Below are 24,385 nucleotides of genomic sequence, written 5' to 3'. Positions count from 1 at the left end.
TAAAAATCTTAAGAGATGAACACACTAACAATACTAGCCTTATCTTGGCAGCACATCCTTATCGTGGCTATACTTCTTGTATTGCTGTTTGGAGGAAAGAAAATTCCGGAATTAATGAGAGGAGTTGGTTCAGGAATCAAGGAATTTAAAGATGCCGTGAAGGAAGAAGACAAACCAGGTTCTGAAAACAAAGCCTCTTCTACCAACAATAACAATACTACAAGCAACTAAAATTCCTCAGAATTAATGAATTTTACCGAGACTGCATGGAAAGTCTTCAATCAATCTATTGAAGACTATCACGTGTCCGATGACGTTAACACTCTAATTAATAACCCGTTCGAAAAAGACAGTTTGGAACGGATTTTGTATGCAAAGAACTGGATTGATACCGTTCAATGGCATTTGGAAGATATTATTAGAGATGAAAATATTGATCCTGCTGAAGCTCTTCAACTGAAGAGAACAATAGATGCATCCAACCAGAAAAGAACAGATCTGGTTGAATTTATCGACAGCTGGTTCCTTACAAAGTTTGAAAATATAACTCCAGAACCTGATGCAAAAATCAATACTGAAACTCCCGCTTGGGCTGTAGACAGATTATCAATTCTTGCATTAAAGGTTTATCATATGTCATTAGAAGCCAATAGAGAATCCGCTTCTGAAGAGCACCGTGCCAACTGCCAGGCTAAACTGGATGTACTGCTTACTCAGAAAGAAGACCTATCAACTTCTATAGATCAGTTGCTTACTGATATTGAATGCGGTAATGTTAAGATGAAAGTATACAAACAAATGAAAATGTATAACGATGATAGTCTTAACCCGATCCTTTATCAAAAGGGGCAGCAAAAATGAGAAAACTATTTTTTTTTGGAGTACTACTGTTAATCATAACTTCCTGCGCAACGGAGAAGCTTAATCTTTCCCCGTTGTCGAATAATTTTTATAGCGAAACCAAAGGTTCTGATTCCGACAGAGGAGCAAAAAAAGGCTTCGACATCAATATCAAAGAAAATGTAAACGCTTCTGAAATTTCAAATCTTATTTCCACTTTTCCAAAGTTTAAAAATAACGGTTTGAATGATGAGATAACAAGCCTGAAATACAGCCTTCAGAATTACCTATATGCTATTGATGCCAATAATCCTGCAGGAAAAAACAGATCCATTAAAAATTTCGAAAAATCGTATAAGAAAATTCAAAAACTCAGACAGCAGCTTGATAAAGATGATGATGAAGTTCTTAACAGATATCTGGTTCGCTTAAAAACCAATATTTCTGTAATCGAAGATTCTTTAAAAGGAAATTAAAAACGAACCACTATTAATGATTAAAATTCAGGCAGAAGCCAATGTTCCTACAGAGCACGGCTCTTTCCGAATGATCGCTTTCTCCGAAAACGAAAACGACTGGATGCCGCACATGGCCATCGTAGCAGAAAATACAGATTTTTCAAAACCGGTGAACGTACGTTTCCATTCCGAATGCATTACCGGAGAAGTTTTCCATTCAAAAAAATGTGAATGCGGGCAGCAACTGGATGCCGCAATGAAATATACCCACGAGAACGGCGGAATTATTGTATACCTTCGCCAGGAGGGGAGAAATATAGGAATCATCAACAAACTTAAAGCATATTCTCTACAGGAAAAGGGTCTTGATACCGTACAGGCTAACCTGGAACTGGGCCTTCCTGCTGATGACAGAAACTTTGGAGTAGCCATTGAGATCCTTAACCTTTTAGAGGTAAAAGACATCAATCTTTTGACTAACAATCCTGAAAAGGTAAAATACGTCGAAAACAGCAATATCCACCTTAATTCAAGGGTTCCTTTACAGATCCCGGCAAATGAGATAAGTAAAGGCTATCTGCAGACTAAAAAAGACTTCTTTGGGCATTTACTCGATGATAATGACAATTAGATAAAAAAATGAAAGCTCCGGAAATTCTCCGGAGCTTTTATATTGTACGATATCCGGTTATTGTTTAGCAACAGACCAACTGCCACTCCAGTGTTGAAAATTCCACGTTCCGGACTTCGTATGTAAACTTCCGTATAATATAAACCCTTTTGGAGAAGGTGCCGGATTTAAAGCTCCGCCTGATCCCTGAAGACTGGTATAATATACTTCATCCATAGTACCATTTCCACCCCTTTTTACCTCAATGCTGCCGCTTTTACTTACATTTAAAATCAGAGTCCCATCAATCGCATTTCCTGAGTAGGTACCCACCCATTTTCCCATATAGGGAGATGTATAGTTTTCCTGCGCATTATTTTGATACCCGTTATCTATAATATCGCCGGTCTCGGTGCAGGAGAACAAAGACAACAATACAGTCAGCAAAAATTTAAAATAAAGGTTCTTTATCATGAGTTTGTATTTTTACGATAAAATTAAACTTTTTTATCTCTCTTCAAAATAGGACCTCAGGATATAAATTCAAAAGCTCCGGGATTTCTCCCGAAGCTTTTTTTAATTATAAAAAACTGAAAAGATATTCTTAATTAATTTACTTTGAAAGTCTGAACTTTCGTTTCATCAAGATTATAGTATTTTACTACTGCATTGTAGTCGCTGTAATCTACTCCAGCTCCGGTTTTACCGGTTTTATTGGCAGGATCAGCAGGTACAAGTACAATTCTGAAAGTCTGGTTGGCCAAATAAGCATTAACCTCAGCTGTAGATAATGAAGCAAGATTGAAATTAGGATCATCAATTCGAACCTCAACTTCCTTAGAATCAAATACGAAGTTATAATCGAATTTTCTGGCTGCAGGATTAGTTGCAGGATCTAAATACATAGTCTTAGGAATCTGCTGCCACGCATTTCCATCTTTTCTGTATACTAAAACAACATCCGTCTGCTGAATATTAATATCTTTTATCAACGCATAAGAATTACCTGCATTAAAAGTTCCTGTAGCATCTGCCATTACCGGAAACGTATCATTATCCTGCCCCTGTACAACAACATCGTCATCATTGTCACAGCTATAAGCTGTAAAACCTACAGCGCCCAGGAATAAAAAGAGAAGTATTTTTTTCATTTTTTGAAAAGTTTAGTTATTATTTATAAAGCGTATTCAAATCATATACCAAAAATTACAAAAACATTGTTTTCCTCATTTTTTTAGTTGTATTTTTGTTCTTATTCAATAGATCATGAAGAAATTGTTATATACTTCCCTCTTTGTTTTTTCATTCATAAGCTTTACAGCCAAAGCTCAGTACCAGCCCAAAAATATTTCTAAAGAAGACCTGAAAAAAGCGAATCGCTGGGTAGATAAAACCTACAGATCTCTTTCTCAGGATGAAAAGCTTGGGCAGCTGTTTATTGTAGCGCTTTATACCAACAAAGGTGAAGATTATATCAACCAGGTAAGAAACATTGTCGTTAATGATAAGATCGGAGGGTTGATATTGATGCAGGATGATGCTGCCAGGGAAATTAACCTGGTGAATGAATTTCAGCAGAAATCAAAAGTTCCGATGATGATCGGGATGGATGCGGAATGGGGACTGTTTCAAAGAATTGCCACTGCTTACAAATTTCCATGGGCAATGACCCTCGGAGCGATACAGGATAAAAGTCTCATTTACCAGATGTCCGCCAAAATAGCGGAAGACTGTCATAGAATGGGGATCAACTGGGATTTCGCACCGGTTGTTGATGTAAATACCAATCCTGGCAATCCTATTATCGGAAACAGAAGTTTCGGTTCGGAAGTGAATAATGTAATCAGCTCTGCTCTATCTTATTCCAACGGGCTTCAGGACAATACTATTCTTGCTGCAATCAAGCACTTTCCTGGGCATGGTGATACCAGTACGGATTCACATTTGGATCTTCCTATGGTTTCACATAATCTGGAAAGATTAAATACTGTTGAACTGGCGCCTTTTAAAGCTTTAATGGATAAGGGAATCGGTGGCGTGATGGTAGCTCACCTGTATGTTCCAAGCCTTGAATCGGGAAAAGGAATTCCGGCTTCCGTTTCAAAGAATATTGTTACAGGACTGTTAAAAGATAAATTTGGTTATAAAGGTTTAATCATTACAGATGCTCTGAATATGGGTGCCGTAGCCAACAAATATAAACCGGGCGAACTGGATGCCCTTGCTTTTAAAGCAGGAAATGATATTATGCTCTTCTCGCAGGGAGTTTCGGAAGGGAAAAAATTAATCCAGAAGGCCATTGATAAAGGCGAAGTGCCTCAGTCAAGAGTTGAAGAAAGCGTAAAGAAAATTTTACTCACGAAATATTTCCTCGGCCTTGATCAATACACTCCGAAAAATCCTGAAAACATCACCAGCGATCTGAATAATAATTCTCACAAAACTTTGGTACAGAACCTCTATACCAATGCGCTGACGCTGTTAAAAGATGATCAAAAGTTGCTCCCAATTGCTGGAAAGCAGATATATTATGTCCCGCTGGAAGAAGCTCCTTACCAGACTTTCGCCAACCAGCTGGGCTCTAATATAACAATTAAAAAAGCAAGCGAAATTAATACAATTCCTGTGGGTTCTACGGTAATCGTAGGATTGCACAAGGATAATTCAACGGCTTACAAATCTTATAAAATTTCAGCAGAATCTAAAAAAGTCCTTGCCGATCTTGCCAGAAACCAGAAAGTAATTTTAAATGTTTTCGGAAGTGCATACGCTTTGAAGGATATTGATATTTCAAAGATATCTACAGTTCTGGTATCTTATGAAAACAATGATGATTCAATGACTGCCACAGCCAATGCCTTGAACGGAAAAACAAAAATATGGGGCAGATTGCCTGTTCTGGTTAATGATCAGCTTAAGGCAGGAATGGGAATCGACAGTACTCCACTTTCTGCTTCGAATACCACAGTTTCTACAACATCAAAACAACAATAATCTAATGAAAATAGGCATACTTTGCTATCCAACATATGGCGGAAGCGGAATCGTAGCAACAGAACTGGGAATGTCCCTGGCCAATAAAGGCTATGAGGTTCACTTTATAAGTTCCGCGCTTCCCGCAAGATTAGACATTACAAACCCCAACATTTTCTTTCACAGAGTGAATGTACAGACTTATCCGCTTTTCCAGTATCAGCCTTATGATATTGCATTAAGTTCGATGATCTACCGCGTTGTAAATCTTTATAAACTGGATCTGCTGCATGCTCATTATGCCATTCCATATGCCTACGCTGCGTTTACGGCTAAACAGATGCTGAAGGATGATAATAATGACATTCCACTGGTAACTACGCTGCACGGAACAGATATTACTCTTGTAGGACAGCATCCAAGCTATAAACATGCCGTAGAATTCTCTATCAATCAGTCAGATGCCATTACTTCGGTTTCCGAAAGCCTGAAAAAAGATACCCTTCAGTTTTTCAATATCAAAAAGGAAATACAGGTTATTACCAATTTTATTGATAATTCTGAATTTGATGACTGTACAGAATGCCAGAGAACACAGTTTGCCAATCCGGATGAAAAAATCCTGATTCACGTATCCAATCTTCGTCCTGTAAAACGGGTGGATGAAGTTCTTCAGATCTTTAAAAATGTAGAAAAAAAGGTAAAATCAAAGCTGATTATCATCGGCGAAGGGCCGGATATGGAAAAGGTTAATCAATTCCTGGAAGAAAACCCTGAGCTTATTTCAAAAATCCGTCTTTTAGGAAAGGTGAATGACTTATATAAGATCCTGCAATTGTCTGATGTATTTTTACTGCCTTCTGAACAGGAAAGTTTCGGTTTGGCGGCTCTTGAGGCTATGGCGGCTTATACCCCTGTAATCAGCTCCAACGCAGGTGGAATTCCTGAGGTGAATATCCAGGGAGAAACCGGATTCTTAGCTGAAATCGGAAATGTGGAAGCCATGAGCAATTATACTATAAAGTTACTGAGCAATGAGGATCTTTTGACCAAAATGAAACAGAATGCCAAAGATCAGGCTATAAAATTTGATTTGAAAAATATCCTTCCCATTTATGAGGAAATGTACAGAACGACTATTGAAAATTTCAAGAAAGAGCTGACGAAAGTATAGAACTATTATTTCAATAATTCATAAGCATAAAAAACCTTCCTGATCATAGGGAAGGTTTTATTTTTTAGTTGGAGAGTAAAATATAGAAACTATAAATCCATATTCTGGATAAAGCTGCGCAGATCGTCATTCTTGCTCAGTCCCATTTTCTGTTTTAACCGGTATTTGGCCACTCTTACCGTATTGGGGTCTGCTTTAAGGATATTGGCAATCTGCTGGTTATCCATATTCATGTAAATATAAGCGGCATATTTCATGTCAAGATTGGATAGTTTCGCGGTGGATTTGCTTGCCAGAGATTTAAAAAAATCGGGATGAACTTTTTCTACAATATTCTGAATTTCATTAAAATCATTTTCATTCAGCAGATCTTCTTTCCAGATTTTATCCATGCTGATCTCGGTTTTGTCAGTCATTTTCGACTTAAGCCCCTTGATAAAATTATTTTTATAGTCCAGCCTAAGCGATATAGCCAATGCGTGTTTTTTTAATCTTTCCTGCTGAATCATCAGAATTTTCTGCTCTGCTTCAAGGAGGGCTATATTTTTTATGTTCAGTTCATATTTGTTATTGAAAGTATAATAAAGAGAAACACCTGCAACAATGATAAGAAGAATAATGACAATGTAAAGCAACTGTCTTTTTCTCAGTTCTGTTATCTGCTGGTTTTTTTGTTCCACATTATAGAAAGACTTCATAATACCTACATTACCGCTCAATTTTCTCTTACTGTCTTCTTTGATGATATTCTTTATTTCTTTTTCAAAAAACAGTGCTTTTTTATAATCATTTAGTTTTTGATAGATGTTGGACAGGTTTTCAAAAACTTCAATTTTATCGGTTACTTTATAATAATTGTTGGGATCATAATATTTGTAGGCTTTTAAGTAATATTCTTCTGCTTTTTTATAATCCTTCATTCCTTCATAAGTAAAACCTTTATTATTATAGACATCGGTTCTGTACTTCCACAGCTTTGGATTATGATCTATAAGTGCTTCACCGAGATTATTTAATTTCATTGCTTTTTCATACTGGGCCGGAGTTGCAATATTCAGGGTATATGAATAATTGATATAATACACCATGAATGATTTTTCCCTTGCTGCAGGCTCTTTTATGAGTTTTGCGTATTGATAGGATTTGTTATAATTAAGTATTGCAGAATCAATATTCTTTTTATTTTCAGTATGATGAAATTCTTCTAAATATGAATTTCCAAGCCGGCTCAGTGCCCAGCTTATCAAAACCGGATTCTTTGTCTTCAGTGCATAATCGCGTGTTTTACTATAATCTGAAAAACTGCCGTTATACATCTGTTTCAGGAAATACAGCAAAGTGAGCATAAAATACCCATCCGGTGATTTACTGAAAGTATCGAAGCTTTTATTGAAGAAATTTAAAAACAGTTCATCATCATTTAAGTCCATAAAATATCCGGCATAGCCAAAATTGACATAAGCACCGTCTAAAGGATTTCCTGTTTTCCCGGCAAGAATCTTGGCCTCGTTTAGTGCCTCAGCTCTTTTACGCTTATCTTTAATCTTCGAATAATAATAGGAAAGGTAAACGTATCCTATTACTTTCCTGGAATCATCTTTTGAAGCCAGACAGTCTGAATAGATAAGATCTTTTGCTTTTACCAGTTCATTACTGAATAAATAGGTATATATCAGCTGTTGGTTTTTATCTAAATCACTTTGTGAAAAGCATAGATGACTGATACAAGTAAAAACAAAAATTAAAATATTTTTTTTAATCACCCCCAATACAATTAAGTTAACAGTTACAATGTGTTTTTTTATAAGTAGTGTACAAATATATACCTGCGCTTTTTATAAATGAATAAAAATCATGTTTTATAACAGAACTGCATTTTCTGCATAATACACTAACAACCAAATAATTAATACCCGATGTACATAATTTGTACATACCCTGTTTCCGGCTTGTAAATAAATTGTTTCCTATAATTCTTATTTTATAAAATTTAGTATAACATATTTGTACCATGAGGATAATATTTTCATCTCATATATTCATTTAACAAATAAAAACCTACAACTATGAAAAAAATAAAAAAAATGTACTCCGCATGGGAATACATAAAAAAAATAATTTTCGTGAAAGATAAAATTTAAAATAATCAGAGCCCAAACTTAAAAAAGACTATAAAAACATAGACAGAAGAATCTTCCCAATCAAAGATAAAACCTTATGAACTACACAGATAATGAATTGAAGAAAAATATCCGGAGCTATAAATTACTGAAGCTTCTGGAGCGTTTTAAGATCATAATTTATCTGCTTCTCCTGCTTTTGTTCTTTGTGCTAATTTTTTGTTTTAAATAATTTTCTACAACAAATTCCTGATATTATTTTTTCAGATGCTTTCATGAGATAAAGCCTGATCTAATTTTTTCAGCAGAAAACAATATACAATCTTCAATCCGGTGCCTAAAAAAACACAATTAAAATAGTCTAAGGTTAAAGACAAGGAAGCACCACTACTAACCACTATAAATTTTGAAAGGTGATGCGTTTTACACACCACCTTTCATTTTAAACCACCATGAATTACAAAAATCTCAGAATAGGCTCAGTAATCAAGCTCTTGATTGATGAAAATAAAATAAATCCGAATGACATTTCCACCCATTTCAAAATACCTGAAAATGAACTAATTAACATTTACAATGCTCACAGCATGGATTCTGAAAAACTTTTGCAGTGGAGTAAGTTTTTAGATTATGATCTTTTCAGAATCTACAGTCAGCATCTGATCCTTTATTCACCTCCCATCAACAGTGGTTACGCTGAAGAAAATAAAGTGAAGAAAAAAGGCTTCAAGAATATTTATACGAAAGAAATAATAGAATTTGTGCTGGAACAGCTGGAATCCGGCGAAAAAACAACTGCACAGATTATTGAAGATTACAGAATTCCAAAAAACACGCTGCATAAATGGAGAAACAAATACACAAAATAGGTACTCCGGACTATAAAAAAATTTATATCGATATTTTAAAAAAGAAATACCCCGAAAAGGCGGAACGCTGTACAGTTATCCTGCAAAAAGAGCAGCTTACGTCTTTAGATGTTGTTCATCTTAATGAAATTATATTTGGAAAGGAATCAGCAGTTAAAAATCAGGCTCATAAATCTTATGATACTGAGGCAATTCATGAAATATTAAATTATCAAAGTAAAAACAGTTTAAGCAACAGTCAGTTAGCAAGGCACTTCAGGATAAGCAGGAATACGGTTGCGAAATGGAAGAAAAATACTTGATAATATTCTCAATAAAGAGTATTAAAGGAACATTTTCCTACAAAACAAAAAATATATAGAACGGGTACAGAAAATTTTAAAAAGCAGTCAGTAAAAATCTGATATTTCCTTTATATTTATCGTCACACCATGACGGAAAAACTGCTTCAATATATTTGGAACTATAAGGTTTTCAAACATTTCGACTTCAAGGATATTGAAGGGAATCCTGTTGAGATCATTACCTTTGGAAAATGGAATACCAATGCAGGGCCGGATTTTCTCGATGCGAAAATCAAAACAAAAGGTCTTGTTATTGCCGGAAATATTGAACTGCATATTCGCTCTTCCGACTGGATTTTCCATAACCACTCCAAGGATCCAAATTACCAAAATATTATCCTTCATGTTGTTTATCAGAATGATACTGAAATTGAAGATCTCATCATTAAAAATGTTCCTACCCTACAGCTGAAAGATCATATTGACCAAAACATTCTCTGGAAATATGAAAAGCTTGTTAACGGAACCCGGTTTATTCCCTGCGAAAACATTTTTGATTGTTCTAAAATACCACCGAATTTTCACGAGGCTAATATTCTTAAAAAGCTTGATAAAAAATCTCAGGAACTGGAAAAAAGCCTGGAAAAATACAAGAATAATTTTGAAGCAGTTCTCTTTCACAGCCTGGCTTATTCTTTCGGATTAAAAGTTAATGCCCATATTTTCACACAGATTGCAGAGTCTGTAGATTTCAGCATTATTAATAAAATCCGGCAGAATGAATCTCAGCTGGAAGCTCTTCTGTTTGGGATTTCAGGGTGGCTTGACGATCCGAAAGACGGAAAAATGAGGATGTGGAAAAGGGAATTTGAATTCATCAGAAAGAAATTCAGCATTCCGGATCTGACGTTGCATCCCAAGTTTTTAAGACTGCGGCCCCAGAATTTTCCTACGATACGCCTTTCTCAGCTGGCAGATCTGTACTATAGGCATCAGAATCTGTTTTCAAAGATCATCAAAGCGGATCATATGGATGAACTGTATGAAATTTTTGCACCGGTAAAAGCTTCGGAATACTGGGATCTTCATTTTACATTCGGAACATTTTCAAGATTCCAGCCTAAAATAGTAAGCAAAGATTTTATTGAACTGGTGATCCTCAATACCGTACTTCCGCTAAAGTATACTTACCACAAATATCATAATGAAGAAATTACAGATAAAATACTGGAATTATACAGGAACAAAACGGCAGAAAAAAACTCAGTAATATCGGGATGGAAAAAGCTGGGGCTGAAGGTTAAAGATGCACTGGAAAGTCAGAGCCTTATTTATCATCATAAAACCTCGTGTGAAGAAAAAAATTGCTTAAATTGCAGTATTGGATTTAAACTTTTAAAAGAATCTTCAAATGCTTGATAATATCCGCCACAAAATGGAAAGAGAATGGTTTGGCGTTCTTACGAGAATGGGAGCTAAACTGGGAATTCCTGTATCTAAATTAAGGATCTTCTTCATCTATTCTACTTTTGCAACTGCCGGATTTTTCTTTTTGATTTATCTGGGACTGGCATTCACGCTTTGGATCAAAGATATTTTTATTACAAGAAGACCCAGCGTTTTTGATTTATAATTATGGAATTTTTACCGATTACCTCTGCCGAAGACTATAGAGTCCGGGACATCTATACCTCTTACTCCAGTACATTTCCCGCGGATGAACAAAGAGACTGGAACCAGTTTACCGCTTTATTTTCAAATCCTCATGTGAAAATAATTTCAGTGCTTCACGAATCCCAGGCTATTGGCTATCTTATTATCTGGGAGCTGAGTTCTTATATTTTTATGGAACATTTTGAAGTTTTTGAGGCATTCAGAAGTCAGAAACTGGGATCTCATATTACGGGATACCTGTTTAAAAACTATCCCCGTATCATCCTTGAGATAGAACCTGAGCATTTGGGTGATGATGCAAAAAGACGTTATTCTTTCTATCAGAAAAACGGTTTCACCCTGATTGATGAAATGTATGTTCAGCCAAGCTATGGCGAAGGAAAAAAGCCTTTGGATCTGTGGCTGCTGGCTAATTATATTCCCGAAGATTTAAAAAGAGTCAAAGACGAAATTTATGATGTTGTGTATCATTAAATATAAAACCCGCAGGAAGATCTCTTGCGGGTTATTTTTTGAACCACCCCGTCAAATCTTTGATTTGCACCCTTCTACAGGAGGGGAATTCTTAAACAGCTATTGATCTCCTTTATTAATTGACTTCGTATTCCAGTTTAATGGTAATATTGGCTTCTTTTTCTTTGGAGGAAGTATTGAATGTTCCGCCGTAGGAATAGTCTTCATTAGAATTAGGTTCTGTGATCTGGATCACTCCCATCGTTGCTTTTTTAAGATTTCCCAGGCTGCTTCCTGAATTTTCCGCAATTTTTTCTGCCCTTTCTTTGGCATCTTTGGTTGCACTGGCAATCATTTCCTGTTTTACCGTTGCCAGTTTAGTGTAAAAATAAGATGGTGCTGAGGAAGTAAACTCAATGCCCCTGTTGATGATCTCTGTAATATTTCTGGAAAGATTCTCAATTTTCACTACCTCTTTACTTTCAATAGACACTTTTTGGGTAAGGTTGTAGCCTGAAAATTCACCCTGCACATAGTTCCCGTTAGAATCGTTATAGCTCCTGAACTGTTTTTGAATATCAACGGATGAAAATACAATCTCATTCTGTTTAATTCCTTTCGAAAGAAGATAATCATTAATGACCTTTCTGTCTATAGCCAGCTCATCATAAGCCGCCTTTAGATCCGAATTGTTTTTGGAGAAACTTCCGGACCATGTGATCAGATCGGAAGTAAACTGTTTGGTGCCTAATCCCGTTACGGAAATGGTATTTTCAGATTTGTTCCTGTTTTTAATAGCATTTCCTAAAAATCCGAGTCCGAGAACAAATCCAAGTGCCCCGACTGCTACTGCAATAATATTTTTATTCATAGAAAAATTGTGATTGATTGATTTTGTGTAATCTACATCAATTTTCATTCCGAATTTTAAGAATTTCTTAACATTATTCCGGTTAATTGCTGTTGAGAAAAACTTCTGCGGAAACCAAAAACGGAATTAAATAAAAACTTTGTTTAATATAAGTTCTCTTTTGCATTTATTTTTGAGTCTGTGGAGCCCGGTAGGAAGAAATCCTTGTCAATACAAACCGTTGAAATCTATAGAGGTCGGCATCACTGCAGAAACCGTATTTCAGAATGTTTTTTCTTTCGAATCCGCCTGCCATAACGTAGCTGATAAAATGATCTATCTGGGGTTTATCTATTTTTAAATCTGTGAAGTATTCCTCACCAAGAGCCGTTTTCAGGTAACCGGCCAGATCAATATCGTCCCACTTATTCTTCACCTTCCCTATAGAAAAGCCCTGTCCTTTCGGCTGTACAAATTCTCCGGGTTTTGCTGCCAGTATTCTCGGATCTGATTTCTGTGCAATATACCGGTCAATATCTTTTACCAGTTTCTCTACCTTTTTAGGCCTGTTGAGATTTTTTGCATCAATCTTAAGATCTCCTGTAATACCCTGCTTCACCTCCACTTCGGGAATTAATATTGTAGCCCTCGCTAAGGTAACATTCATAGGAGATTCTATATTTTCTTTGGAAACTTTTTTAACGATGCGTTCATAACCTGCTTTTACAAAACGTAATTCATCTCCTGCCCTTCCGGAAACCATGAAATGTCCGTCTCTATTGGTCACTGCTCTTTCGTCCGTTCTGATATTAACTACGGTAACATCTGCAATTTCAGCATTATCTTCGGAAATTATTTTTCCGAAAATATAATTTTGGGCATTGGCATGAATGAAAAAAAAGGTGGTTAAAAGAAAGAGTAGTTTAAATTTCACGGACAGTTTTTTATAGAGCAAAGCTAGAATTATTTTTAAACTAAATAACAAGTTTAACCACAGTTAACGCGTTTTAGGATTTCTTTTTGATTTTTGCAGCCTAAACTGTTAAATCACCACTCCGATTTGTTAAAATTTCACTTAAAAATTAGCTAACTTGCAGTCTCAATTCTAAGTTCAGCAATGCAAAATTCTTACACAGTAATCAATGCTTCAGCCGGTTCAGGGAAAACATATGCCCTTGTCCAGAGGCTTCTGATGATCTGTCTCCGCTATCCCAACCAGCAGCAATCTATCCGGAATATTCTCGCTCTTACTTTTACCAATAAGGCGGCCAATGAGATGAAGGAAAGAATTCTGTCGTGGCTCGGAAACTTTTCGGCGGGCAATTTTGCAGAAAACAATGACCTGAAAAATATTCAGAAAGCATTGGAGAATGAAGGACTTAAAATTACGATTGATGAGCTTCATAACCGTTCAAAAAAGCTGCTGGATTATATACTTCATAATTATTCAACATTGAATATCGGGACGATTGACCGCTTTAATTCAAGGCTGGTAAGAAGTTTTTCCTATGAATTGGGCCTGGCTAAGAATTTTAATCTTGAAATTGAAGCGGAACCTTTTCTGATAGAAGCTGTGGATAAAATGCTTGACCAGATCGGCGAGAATGAAAATATCTCCAATTCTTTCATGGATTATGTGGATTACAGCTTGGAAAACAATGAAAGGATCAATCTTAATAAAAGCCTTTATGATTCTGCAAAAGAATTTGTAAAAGACATCCACTATGAGCACCTGAAAAGTAACCAAAGCTTTGATGATACGAATTATGAGAATATAAAAAATACGCTCAGAAAGGAAATTGTTCAGAACAAAAAACAGTCTGAAGAACTTGCTGCAAACTCTATTGAACTATTCAGATCCAGAAACATTGAGATCGAAGATTTTGCACAGGGCAAAAACGGAATTGGCGGATTTTTCACCAAGGTTCAGGATTTTTACAGTCAGAAAAGACCTGGTTTTCCGTTTCCTACCACACTTGAAGAATCTGTTGTTAATAATTACAGGAAAGGAGCTTCCGCAAAATCAAAAAGTAAGGAACCTGAGATCTTTGAGATCCTGGATCAGCTTCTTGAACACAGAATGAAACTCATCCTTTTATATATTGAAACCCAAAAAAAGGAAAAAATCCTGTCCGCACTTCTTCCTCTTAAGGTAAATAAAGACATTCAGGATGAATTAAAAAAAATTGAAGAGGAAAATGATCTTGTTCTGCTTTCAAAATTCAATATTCTGATCAATGAAAATCTTAAGAATGAACCATCCGCTTTTATTTATGAAAAAGTAGGCTCACAGTTTCAGCATTATTTTTTTGATGAATTTCAGGATACTTCGGAACTGCAATGGCAGAATTTCGTTCCGCTACGTGATCACAGTGTCTCTACAGAAAATACTTCCTTTACACTGGTAGGCGATCCTAAACAAAGTATCTACCGGTTCCGGGGAGGGGAAAGCAAGCTGATGCTGGATATTATCAACAAGAAAGAATTTTCTCCTAAGGAAGCTGATCTTCTGGTGTTAAAAGATAACTGGAGAAGTGCCAAAAATATTGTACAGTTCAACAACGAGCTGTACCGTTATCATTCGGCAGGTTTGGAAGAGGAACACAGGAATATTTTCGGGGAAGATGCTGAACAGAATTCAAAATCACAGATCGAAGGACGTATAAAAGTAAATTTAATTGAAAATCTTACGAACGAGGATTTTTATAATGATACTTCGGAAAGGATGCAGAAAGATATTCAGGAAAGCCTGAATAATGGGTTTAAATTTTCTGATATTACCATTTTATGCCGTGGTAATTTTGATATTTTCAGCTATTCTCAGAAACTGGGAAATCTTAAAGTGAACTACCGGGGTGAAGAAGTAAATATCAAAACGATTTCCGATAAAGGTCTGACCCTGGAACTTTCCAATACTCTGAAAGCCGTTGTTGAATTCCTGCGTTGGGAAATCAATCCGAAGAACAGGCCCAATCTGATTATGATGATGTATTATCTGAATACGCTTGGGAGAATTCACATGAAGGATTTCACACTGGAAATGAAAGAAATTCTGGATATAGAAACGCATGAGGAAATTATTCAGTTTATTCAGAATACCTATTCCCTGAAGCTGAAACAGGATAATTTTCCAAGATTCAACCTGTATAATTTTGTGGAATACTACATCAATGAATTCGCTGTGGAAAATAAGGAAACGGATTTCCTGCTGAATTTCCTTGAAATGCTTTTCAATTTTACACAGAATGCAGGGGCCAGTACAAAAGAGTTTCTAAAATACTGGGATGAAGAAGCTTCTTCCTATACGATCCAGGCTTCAGAAAATATTGATGCCGTACAGATCATGACGATTCATAAATCTAAAGGACTGGAATTCCCGATTGTATTTATCCCGATGATGAACAAAAACCGGGACAGTGAATTCACGAATTGGTTTGATACGAATAATGATGATGCCCTGAAATCTGTGAACATCAACCAGTTCAGCAAATATCTTGAAGTGTATGATGAGGAAATAGAAGCTTTTAACAGGAAAAATTCTTATAAAAACCTTATTGACAGATTGTGTCTTCAGTATGTAGCCACCACACGTCCTGTAGAACAGCTGTTTTTCTATATTCAGAAGGCGAATAAGACATCCAATAACCTTGAACTGCTGGAATTTTTTAATGAAAAGAATCCGGAAGGGGCTGATGAATTTGACCTCTATGAAGTACATCCGGAAATGCTGAAAAAACATTCAAGGGATAAAATATCGTTATTTAAGACCAAGAATATTCAGAACCTTAAAAATATTAATGAAAACAGGTCTTCTATAAAGATTGCCACACCTTCAAGGAACTATCAGGTACGAAATGAAAAAGTAAGGATCGGGCTTTTCGTGCATGAATTGCTGTCCAGGATCAATACGGAAAAAGATATAGCCAAAGTTCTGGAAAGCTACGTACTGGACGGGCAGATCACGCTGGAAGAAAAAAATGAGATTCAGGAAACTTTAGTACAGATCATCAGAAAATATTCTGAGTTTTTTGATGAAAAGTGGGAAGTGATTAATGAGAAGGATATTATGATTTCTGAGAGAGGTCAAAGCCATATTTTCAGACCAGACCGTATTTTAAAAGGAGAAGAGGGCTATATTATTGTTGATTTCAAAACAGGAGAGCAAAGTGAGAAAAATGAATATCAGATCGAAAGGTATAAAAATATTCTGGAAAGCCTGGGAAGAAAAGTTTTAAAAACACAACTTATCTACCTGTAATTACCGAAAATTCTGATTTGTACGTTTTAACTTTTTTAAAACAAAATTTAATAAAATTTTATGTTGATATTTTTTTTAAGGAAATATTTTTAACCTTGTTTTGCCGGATAAAAATAAACCATGAAAAAAATTAAATTCAAAGCCATACTCCCGCTTTTGATGATTCTGCTGTTCTGCAGTATGCATGCACAGAAAAAAAGTTTAACTGCGGATGAAAAAATTTATCTTAAGAAATTCATTTATCCCCTGAAATCTTTCGAACCAAATTATCCGGATCAGGCTGATCTCAAAGTACTTGATACATTTATCGGGAATTCCAAAATTGTTGCATTAGGGGAAGTTTCTCACGGCTCCAGCGAAATTTATAAAATGAAGGACCGATTCATCCGATATATGGTTCCTCATAAAGATTTCAGCATTTTTTCACTGGAAGCTGTAATGCCTGAATCCTATCTGATGAATGAATACACACTTCATGGGAAAGGTGATCCGAAGATATTTCTGAAAGATATGCGTTTCTGGATCTGGCAGACCGAAGAAATGCTAAGCATGGTGGAATGGATGAAAAAATATAATGAAAACACTTCTAAGAAAGTACAGTTCACCGGTTTTGACATGCAGTATTATGAAGGTGCATTAGAACAAATGAAGAGCATCTGTATTTCCACAGGTTATCCACAAGAAAATGTGGATAATTTTTCAACACTCCTTGAAACCATCACAAAACAGACCCAAAGCAAAAAATCCGGAAGAACAGCTATTTCAGAAACACAAAAGCAAGCCTTGCAGAACCATTTTACAGATTTCAGAGAGCTATCAAATAAAATAACGGATGAAAGAGAGAGAAACCGTTTCCTGCAAAACATACGAATCATTGAGCAGACTACAGACAAATCTTACATGAAAAGGGATCTGTATATGGCAGAAAACATTAAATGGATACATTCCCAGAATCCGGATGCTAAAATGATTATTTCAGCTCATAATGGCCATATCAACAATCATCATCTGAAAATGGGCAGCTACCTCAACCGTGGCTTTAAAGATGACTATCTCACTTTCGGGTTTGCATTTTACAGCGGATCATATACTGCCTTCAATCCCGGCTCCGGAGATGTGGGCACTTTTCCGGCACAGACAGCCTACGAAGGAACTCTTGAGAATATTTTAAACTCACTTGATATTCCTATATTCATCCTTGATCTGAAAAGCCTGAAAAAGGAAAACAATGAGCTGGCACGCTGGATTACCGGAAATGAAATGAAATTCAGACAAATGGGGTCTACTGTGACTCAAAAAGAATTTAGAGATACCCATGTTGCGGATGATTTTGATTACCTCATTTTCATTAAGGAATCTACAAATTCCAAACTTTTAGCTAAATAAAATATGCCCCGCCGTTCTCCGAACGGCGGGGCATATTCATTACAATATAATTTAATTAAGCTGTAGGATCGGGCGTAAAAACTCTCTGAGCCAATTCCTGATCGAAAAGATATAATGCAGACGGATTGTCGCAAACCATCTTAATCTTTGTAACATATTGTGAAGCACTTGCTTCTTCTTCTACCTGCTCGTTAATGAACCACTGAAGGAATGAAGTTGTTGCGAAATCGCCTTCATCATTAGCATTTTTCACAATGTTGAAAATACTTTTGGTTACTTTCTTTTCGTGTTCCAATGCTTTTTCAAAAATATCGGTAGCATTTTCGAACTCATGCGGGGGTTTTGCAATTTCCCCGATGATGATTTCCCCTCCCACGTCATTTAAAAAATCAAACATTTTATCCGCATGCATCAATTCTTCTTTGCTCTGAACTCTGAAATAATTCGCAATTCCGTCAAGGTCCTTTCCTGAAAACCAGGCAGACATTGAAAGATAATATTGTGCGGCATATTGTTCGTGAGCTATTTGTTCGTTAATTAACGTTGCAATTTTTTCGCTGATCATAAGTATAAATTTATAGTCAAAAATACGCAATAAAAGCCCGAAATCAAAAGTTTTAATGAAATTTAATACAAAAAGGACGGGAGTAAACCCGTCCTTTCCACATTAAAAAATCAAAATTATGAATTGTTATTTTGCTATCTGAGCATCATTATTCATAGGCTTTCTCATCATTTTTCTATCCTTCATTGCCGTCTTTCTCTGCTCCATTTTAGCTTTTCTGTCAGCCTGCCATTTATCATATTGTTCAGGGGTAAGAATTTTCTTCATGTCTGCATCCATCTGAGCTTTTTTAGCTTTCATATCTTCCATTTTGGCTTGCCTTGCTACTTTATTTTTTTCAAAGTCAGCTTTCATTTCAGACTTTCTTTTTTCATGAAGACCTTTGATCTGAGCTACCTGAGCCTGGTTCAAATTAAGATCTTTCTGCATCTGATCCAGGTGCTCCTGTTCTCTCTGCTGCATTTTTTGCTGCATTTCTGCTCTTCTTGCCTGTTTGTCCTGTGGAGTTGTTGTCTGTTGTGCCATTGCAAAACCTCCTATTCCGATAAATGCTATTGCTAAAACTAATTTTTTCATCTTAAAAAATATTTAATTAATTGTTATACATCTTTTTGATTATTAGTTAAAAGATAAGTTAAACCGAAATATTCATAAAAAATGTTAAATTTTAATATTAAAGTAATAAAAAAAGGACAGATCCTGAAATCTGCCCTTCACACCACTTAAATATAATATATGAAAATTATTATCTGCTACTTGCCAAACGGCTTCTGAAACCACCGCTACTTCTGTTTTCACTGCTGCGGTTGTTCTGTGGTCTTGAGGATGAACTTTCAGATCTGAAACCTCCTCCGTTTCCTCTAAATCCACCGCTGTTATTTTCTCTTTGCGGGGTTCTTTCTCTGTTTGCTTCATTGCTGTTTCCTCTGAAACCTCCATTATTTCCAAATCCGTCGCGATTTCCATTATTTTCAGAATTACCTCTGAATCCTCCGTTATTTCTTACTCCATTGTTATCATTACGGAATCCGTTGTTACCAGCCTGTCCGCGGAAACCTCCTGCACTGCCTTCTCTTACGGAATTTCTAAAACCATTGTCCGGTCTGCTGCTGGTTCTTACCACATTCAGGGTTGGATTGTTCATTCTTCCAAATCTTGCTCTGTCTACTCTATATACATTGATATTTACATTTCTGTATCTTGGCATTACTGCATATCTTGGTGTATAATATGTTCTTCTGTAGTTCTGGAAGTAAGTAACAGGGCTCATTCCGCGGTAATAATTGTTTTGGAAAACTACAAATACTCTTGGCCCTAAAATTCTTTGTAATGCATAGAATCTGTCATAATACCATCTGTCCGGATTGTATCTGTAAAAGTTATCCCATGTAGAAAAGCTCACATATAAGTTATTAAGCCTTAAAACCTGATCAATCTGCCACTGGTTTAACCTGTTGTCTCTGAAGAAAACATTCCAGTTGATATTGACGATGCTGTTCCTGTAGTCATTATAATATCCCTGGTAATAATCATTTGGATAATAATCCTGCGGATAGTTATAATAATAATCGTCCGGGAAATAATTTTTGTCATCTTCATCATTATAATAACCGTCTCCATTTCCGTTTCCGTATCCATTCCCATTCTGATAATATCCGTCGTCCCCCCATCCGTTATTTGGATACTGCTGGGCGGAAGACAAAGCTGCCAGTCCCAAAGCTAATCCCAAAAATATTTTTTTCATCTCTATAGTCGTTAATTGGTTAGTATATAGTAGAATATCTCTATTCTATCTTTTGGATATAAATACAAAAAAGAAGTTAAATCCTAAGATCAAACTTCTTTTAATTTACAATTAACTAATTGATAATCAGATGTTAAATTTACATTCTTCCACTATCTTTTATCCAATAGGCAATTTTTTCATTGAAGGATTCCCTGCCTGTAAGGTCTTCAAGCTTTACATGCATTCTGTACCGCCAGTAATGAGGGAAAACTGCTGGATTATTGATCCTTTCATTATCCATATTCGAATTGGTAAGTTCCGGATCGGTAGCCAGAAATTCCTGAATCGGGAAAACGGCCAGCATTGCTTCAGTATAAAGGTGCTGTTTCATGATGATTTCAGCGATATGGGAATCCATTTCACCGGGAGCTTTACCGTACTGAACAAGCTGTTGATTAAAGTATTTCTGGGTTAATGCATGATCTTCTTTCCACCATTGTCTCAATGTGGAGCTGTCATGTGAAGAGGCTGTTACCACATTCATATAATCAGCTTTTTTGGGATTGTAAAACGGAATATTCTCCGATGGCATTCGCTGTACTTTTAGCGCAATGATAGCCAGTTCATCCATTACAACAGGGACACAGGCAGGGACCATGCCAAGGTCTTCACCGCAGATGAGCATTTTTGTTGCGTTAAGGATAACCGGAAGTTTTTCCATTGCTTTTTCATACCATAAATGATCCTGTCTTCTGAAGAAGTAATCATGGTACAGCTCGTATATTGCTTTTCTTTCCCATTCTGAAAGGTTTTTATAGGAATCGGTGTTGTACACATTAAATCTTGGGTGGTAAACCGTTTCACCGTTTCTTTCTTCGGTAAGGAATAAAACATTGGCGCATAAGGAAATAAGTTTTTCTTCAATAAAACCTCTCGGATTTTTTTTGAAAAATTCCGCAAGCTTTCTCTGAGTATCAAATTCTTCTTTAAATGAATATGTTCCGTTATGATTGTTGTTGATAAATTCAAAAACTTTATTGGCTTCTTCCCCGAAATATTCCCACAGGATTCTTTCATTGATGTAAGGCTTACAATATCTGTTGAAATCAAAAGGGATATGTCTTGCTTTAAATTCATCAAGAACAATAGGAACTGCAGGATAAAAATACCCTAAAATCCCTTGTGTAGCGGAAATCGGCATTCTCCATATCCTGAAAAACCCTAAGATATGGTCGATCCTCATGGCATCGAAATACTGTTCAAGGGCTTTGAATCTGTTTTTCCACCAGCGGTAGTCGTCTTCTTTCATGGCTTCCCAGTTATACGTCGGGAATTCCCAGTTCTGGCCCAACTCTGTAAATTGGTCCGGTGGTGCTCCCGCCTGAAAATCCATTCCGAAAAGCTCAGGTTCTGTCCATGCTTCTACTGAATGCCTGTAGATTCCTATCGGAAGGTCCCCTTTTAAGGAAACGCCTAAGCTGTGGGTATAATCTACGGCATCTTTCAACTGTAAATGAAGCTGGTACTGTACCCAGGCATGAAGCATGGAAGCATCATAATCTTTACTTTTTGGAGTAAAAAACTGTGAGATTTTTCCTGCTATATATTTTTTATGGGTTTTCCAGTCGTTGAAATTCGGGGTTTTATATTTGTCCCTAAGCACACAGAATGCGGCATAAGGAGTAAGCCAGTAATCGTTATCCTTTATGAATTTCTTAAAGTTCCTGTCTTTATAGATCTTTTCTTTTTCTGCATTGAAAACAGCTTTTAAAAATTTCCATTTGCTTTCGATCATTCTTTCATAATCAATCAGGTCAAGAGCATTTAACGCTTCTTTTTCAGCCTGGTATTCAGAAACTAATTCTTCCGGTAAAGCAAAATTAAGGTTTTCCAGGGAAATATACTGCGGATGCAGAGCATAGACAGAAACAGCCGCATAAGGATAAGAATCTGTCCATGAATAATTGGCAGTTGTATCATTAATCGGAAGGATCTGGATAATTCCCAAGTTAGTTTCCTTAGTCCAGTCAGCAAGTTTCTTAATATCTGAAAATTCTCCAACTCCAAAACCGTCCCCGCTTCTCAGGGAAAATACAGGAACTGCCACACCAGCATCATGATACATCTGGTAAGACTTAAATTTAAAGTAATGACTGGAAACAATCTGCAGCACATCTTTAAGCTGATTGGCAACAGTGAACCTGTTCTCACCGGTTTCAACGTCAATAATTTTTCCTTCTTTTTTGCTGTAAATACAGTATTTAAACTGGATAAATTCGTTTTCAGGAATTTCAAGAGAGATTTCCCAGATTCCAAAGTCTGTCTGTAAAAGACGGATTGCATTATCGTAATTCCAGTTTCCTAAAGAAGCCGTACTTCCGAATAGGGCAATTTCCCAGTCCGGATTGTAAACAGGCGCTTCAATCCTGAATAAATGGGTATGCTTTTTTAAAACTGCAGCTTTTTCAGGAACAAACTGGTTGAGTTTATTATAAAGAATTTTATTGTTTAAATAATTCTCAGGGAAATTTTTATTGCTCCATTCATCAAAAATGACAAATTCCTTATAGTTGTGAGGGAAATTAAGGTGGTGCAGGACAAATTCTTCTCTCAGGATAACTCCTTTTTCGTCTGCAATCTGATATTTATATGAAACTGATTTTGAAAAATAATCTACTTCACATTTCCATATGCCGTTTTCTGCATAAAACATGGTATGAGTCTGGACAGCAGCACCTTCACTATCTACAATCAATAGCTGCAGATTCTGTCCGGCCTTCACATTATATCCTACACTAAAGTATAACTTCATCTATATTTTTTTTATAAAAATACATTTTAATATCGAAAAACAAAATTTATTGAAGATCAAATAATCATTAAAAAACCTCTCCAAAATAACTTGAAAAGGTTTTAGTTTTTATTGGAGTTTATTTATCCTCAAAATAGTTTAAACTGTTATTTTGTAACAAGAATTTTTTTATTCAGTATTACTTTACCGGATTCATCTGCAATGTTTACAAGGTATGCTCCGCTAACCAGATTTTTAAGATAAACCTGCTGATTCAATGAATTGTCTTTTACTGCCAGGTTTTGCTTCATCACATTTTTACCGGAAATATCAAAAATACTGAGACTCAGATTGCCTTTAACAGCTTTATCATTTGCAGTAACGTTGATGAAATGTTCGTCTACTCTGGTTGGATAGATATCGATATTTGCCAGTGTGCTGACTGAAGAAGCTCTGTCATTGATAAAGTATTTGCTCGCAAGATCGTAAATATGCGGTTTTTCTCCACCCGGAAGAGCTTTCGCCTGAAGGGTTTGCATATCCACTTCATATAAGTTATCGCCTTTGGCACTTGCAACGATTACTTTTCCTCTAGAATTAACAGCGGAACCGTTCACTGAGTAACTATCAGGAATTCCTGAAATTTTTCCTACAAATTTCGCTTTCAATTCTTTTGCAATGACTTTAAAAACATTTCCGGAAGCTGAGAAAACATAAAAATTATTTTCAGCATCAGCTATCATGTCCCCGCCAAAGCCGGTTTCCATTGCCGTAAATGAATATTTCCCGTTGGAAGCATCATCTTTGATAATACCAAGATCACTAACCGTATACTGACCGCCTTTTTTACCGATCTGCAACAGTTGTGTACCTGCATTATTAAGGGCATAAATATTTCCGTCATATCCTGTAGCCATCCTTGTTATGTGAGAATTGATATCACAGGAAGTGACTTTTGAAACGGTATTTTCCACAAGGGTGATTTCTTTAGTTTTGGCATTCAAAACATAAATATTTGACGAAAACATTGGCATATACACCAAATTATTGTTTGATGGATCGTAGGCCAGAGCCGCCATTGTCACTGCCTGGGAATTGTTGTAAGAGTTTTTATCTTCCAATACAGGGCCTTTTCTTTCCTGGGAAAAAACTTTTGGAGCAGCATCTGCCGAAAATATTTTCTCTCCGGAAGCCCCGCTCGCGGCATCCATAACGCGGAAATCACTAAAAACTATGCTGGAAGTGTCTTTTCCGGCAATCGCAAAAAAGTCCTGCTGTGCCTGGACATTGGCACCCAACACAAGCAGGAAAAGAGGGAATAAATGTTTTTTCATACAATAGTAGAATTTAGATT

23 protein-coding genes are annotated in these 24,385 nt (G+C 36.2%); 13 read left to right on the top strand and 10 right to left on the bottom strand.

Annotated features, from left to right (window positions below):
• Positions 1-15: 15 nt before the first annotated feature.
• The 4 genes from HNP36_RS14470 to ribA are packed head-to-tail and all read left to right on the top strand — an operon-like array spanning position 16 to position 1,929.
• A complete protein-coding gene (locus HNP36_RS14470) occupies positions 16-231 on the top strand; it encodes a twin-arginine translocase TatA/TatE family subunit (protein WP_184165002.1) in 216 nt (71 codons plus the stop codon).
• 15 nt (positions 232-246) lie between these two features.
• Positions 247-861 carry a DUF4254 domain-containing protein gene (locus HNP36_RS14465; protein ID WP_184164999.1) on the top strand — a complete coding sequence of 205 codons (615 nt, stop codon included), beginning with the start codon at positions 247-249 and terminating at the stop codon, positions 859-861.
• Positions 858-1,316: a hypothetical protein gene (locus tag HNP36_RS14460; RefSeq protein ID WP_184164997.1), complete on the top strand. Its 459-nt coding sequence runs from the start codon at positions 858-860 to the stop codon at positions 1,314-1,316. The genes HNP36_RS14465 and HNP36_RS14460 overlap by 4 nt, the downstream gene beginning before the upstream one ends.
• A gap of 16 nt (positions 1,317-1,332) precedes the next feature.
• The gene (gene ribA / locus HNP36_RS14455) at positions 1,333-1,929 is read left to right on the top strand and encodes a GTP cyclohydrolase II (RefSeq protein WP_184164994.1); all 597 of its coding nucleotides are present in this window, start codon (positions 1,333-1,335) and stop codon (positions 1,927-1,929) included.
• 57 nt (positions 1,930-1,986) lie between these two features.
• Here ribA and HNP36_RS14450 read toward each other — a convergent pair whose 3' ends face one another.
• The gene (locus HNP36_RS14450) at positions 1,987-2,382 is read right to left on the bottom strand and encodes a hypothetical protein (RefSeq protein WP_184164991.1); all 396 of its coding nucleotides are present in this window, start codon (positions 2,380-2,382) and stop codon (positions 1,987-1,989) included.
• A gap of 134 nt (positions 2,383-2,516) precedes the next feature.
• The gene (locus HNP36_RS14445) at positions 2,517-3,059 is read right to left on the bottom strand and encodes a hypothetical protein (protein ID WP_184164988.1); all 543 of its coding nucleotides are present in this window, start codon (positions 3,057-3,059) and stop codon (positions 2,517-2,519) included.
• A 115-nt stretch (positions 3,060-3,174) separates the two neighbouring features.
• Here HNP36_RS14445 and HNP36_RS14440 point away from each other — a divergent pair, with 115 nt between their 5' ends.
• Together HNP36_RS14440 and bshA are read left to right on the top strand one after the other, a co-directional pair.
• The gene (locus HNP36_RS14440; protein ID WP_184164985.1) at positions 3,175-4,902 is read left to right on the top strand and encodes a glycoside hydrolase family 3 protein; all 1,728 of its coding nucleotides are present in this window, start codon (positions 3,175-3,177) and stop codon (positions 4,900-4,902) included.
• Positions 4,903-4,906: 4 nt separating this feature from the next.
• The gene (gene bshA / locus HNP36_RS14435; RefSeq protein WP_184164982.1) at positions 4,907-6,055 is read left to right on the top strand and encodes an N-acetyl-alpha-D-glucosaminyl L-malate synthase BshA; all 1,149 of its coding nucleotides are present in this window, start codon (positions 4,907-4,909) and stop codon (positions 6,053-6,055) included.
• An 89-nt stretch (positions 6,056-6,144) separates the two neighbouring features.
• On the opposite strand, the gene HNP36_RS19335 is transcribed toward bshA, so the two are convergent.
• Complete coding sequence (locus tag HNP36_RS19335; RefSeq protein WP_317168975.1) at positions 6,145-7,818, bottom strand: tetratricopeptide repeat protein; 1,674 nt, start codon at positions 7,816-7,818, stop codon at positions 6,145-6,147.
• A gap of 809 nt (positions 7,819-8,627) precedes the next feature.
• On the opposite strand from HNP36_RS19335, the gene HNP36_RS14425 reads away from it, so the two are divergent.
• The 5 genes from HNP36_RS14425 (at position 8,628) to HNP36_RS14405 (ending at position 11,476) form a co-directional block, all read left to right on the top strand.
• Positions 8,628-9,044 carry a transposase gene (locus HNP36_RS14425; RefSeq protein WP_184164979.1) on the top strand — a complete coding sequence of 139 codons (417 nt, stop codon included), beginning with the start codon at positions 8,628-8,630 and terminating at the stop codon, positions 9,042-9,044.
• Positions 9,020-9,346, top strand: a complete 327-nt coding sequence (locus HNP36_RS14420; RefSeq protein WP_184164976.1) for a helix-turn-helix domain-containing protein — start codon at positions 9,020-9,022, stop codon at positions 9,344-9,346. The genes HNP36_RS14425 and HNP36_RS14420 overlap by 25 nt, the downstream gene beginning before the upstream one ends.
• Before the next feature lie 129 nt (positions 9,347-9,475).
• Positions 9,476-10,747: a DUF2851 family protein gene (locus HNP36_RS14415; RefSeq protein ID WP_184164974.1), complete on the top strand. Its 1,272-nt coding sequence runs from the start codon at positions 9,476-9,478 to the stop codon at positions 10,745-10,747.
• Complete coding sequence (locus HNP36_RS14410) at positions 10,740-10,961, top strand: PspC family transcriptional regulator (RefSeq protein ID WP_184164972.1); 222 nt, start codon at positions 10,740-10,742, stop codon at positions 10,959-10,961. Before HNP36_RS14415 ends, HNP36_RS14410 begins: the two co-directional genes overlap by 8 nt.
• Positions 10,962-10,963: 2 nt before the next feature.
• The gene (locus tag HNP36_RS14405) at positions 10,964-11,476 is read left to right on the top strand and encodes a GNAT family N-acetyltransferase (protein ID WP_184164969.1); all 513 of its coding nucleotides are present in this window, start codon (positions 10,964-10,966) and stop codon (positions 11,474-11,476) included.
• 115 nt (positions 11,477-11,591) lie between these two features.
• On the opposite strand, the gene HNP36_RS14400 is transcribed toward HNP36_RS14405, so the two are convergent.
• A complete protein-coding gene (locus HNP36_RS14400; RefSeq protein ID WP_184165232.1) occupies positions 11,592-12,326 on the bottom strand; it encodes an SIMPL domain-containing protein in 735 nt (244 codons plus the stop codon).
• Positions 12,327-12,492: 166 nt separating this feature from the next.
• A complete protein-coding gene (locus HNP36_RS14395; protein ID WP_184164966.1) occupies positions 12,493-13,239 on the bottom strand; it encodes a carboxypeptidase-like regulatory domain-containing protein in 747 nt (248 codons plus the stop codon).
• A gap of 183 nt (positions 13,240-13,422) precedes the next feature.
• On the opposite strand from HNP36_RS14395, the gene HNP36_RS14390 reads away from it, so the two are divergent.
• A complete protein-coding gene (locus HNP36_RS14390; protein ID WP_184164963.1) occupies positions 13,423-16,563 on the top strand; it encodes a UvrD-helicase domain-containing protein in 3,141 nt (1,046 codons plus the stop codon).
• A gap of 120 nt (positions 16,564-16,683) precedes the next feature.
• Positions 16,684-17,949 carry an erythromycin esterase family protein gene (locus HNP36_RS14385; protein ID WP_184164960.1) on the top strand — a complete coding sequence of 422 codons (1,266 nt, stop codon included), beginning with the start codon at positions 16,684-16,686 and terminating at the stop codon, positions 17,947-17,949.
• 55 nt (positions 17,950-18,004) lie between these two features.
• Here HNP36_RS14385 and HNP36_RS14380 read toward each other — a convergent pair whose 3' ends face one another.
• From HNP36_RS14380 to HNP36_RS14360, 5 genes are all read right to left on the bottom strand, one after another.
• Positions 18,005-18,514 (bottom strand): ferritin, encoded by a 510-nt coding sequence (locus HNP36_RS14380; RefSeq protein ID WP_184164957.1) that lies wholly within the window; start codon positions 18,512-18,514, stop codon positions 18,005-18,007.
• Between the two features lie 126 nt (positions 18,515-18,640).
• Positions 18,641-19,090, bottom strand: a complete 450-nt coding sequence (locus HNP36_RS14375) for a hypothetical protein (protein WP_184164954.1) — start codon at positions 19,088-19,090, stop codon at positions 18,641-18,643.
• 169 nt (positions 19,091-19,259) lie between these two features.
• Positions 19,260-20,258 carry a hypothetical protein gene (locus HNP36_RS14370; RefSeq protein ID WP_184164951.1) on the bottom strand — a complete coding sequence of 333 codons (999 nt, stop codon included), beginning with the start codon at positions 20,256-20,258 and terminating at the stop codon, positions 19,260-19,262.
• 139 nt (positions 20,259-20,397) lie between these two features.
• Complete coding sequence (locus tag HNP36_RS14365) at positions 20,398-23,052, bottom strand: 4-alpha-glucanotransferase (RefSeq protein ID WP_184164948.1); 2,655 nt, start codon at positions 23,050-23,052, stop codon at positions 20,398-20,400.
• 146 nt (positions 23,053-23,198) lie between these two features.
• The gene (locus HNP36_RS14360) at positions 23,199-24,365 is read right to left on the bottom strand and encodes a T9SS type A sorting domain-containing protein (protein WP_184164946.1); all 1,167 of its coding nucleotides are present in this window, start codon (positions 24,363-24,365) and stop codon (positions 23,199-23,201) included.
• Positions 24,366-24,385 lie beyond the last annotated feature (20 nt).

It is taken from the genome of Chryseobacterium shigense (assembly GCF_014207845.1).
Classification (GTDB): domain Bacteria; phylum Bacteroidota; class Bacteroidia; order Flavobacteriales; family Weeksellaceae; genus Chryseobacterium; species Chryseobacterium shigense_A.
This window is presented reverse-complemented; position numbering and strand designations above follow the sequence as displayed.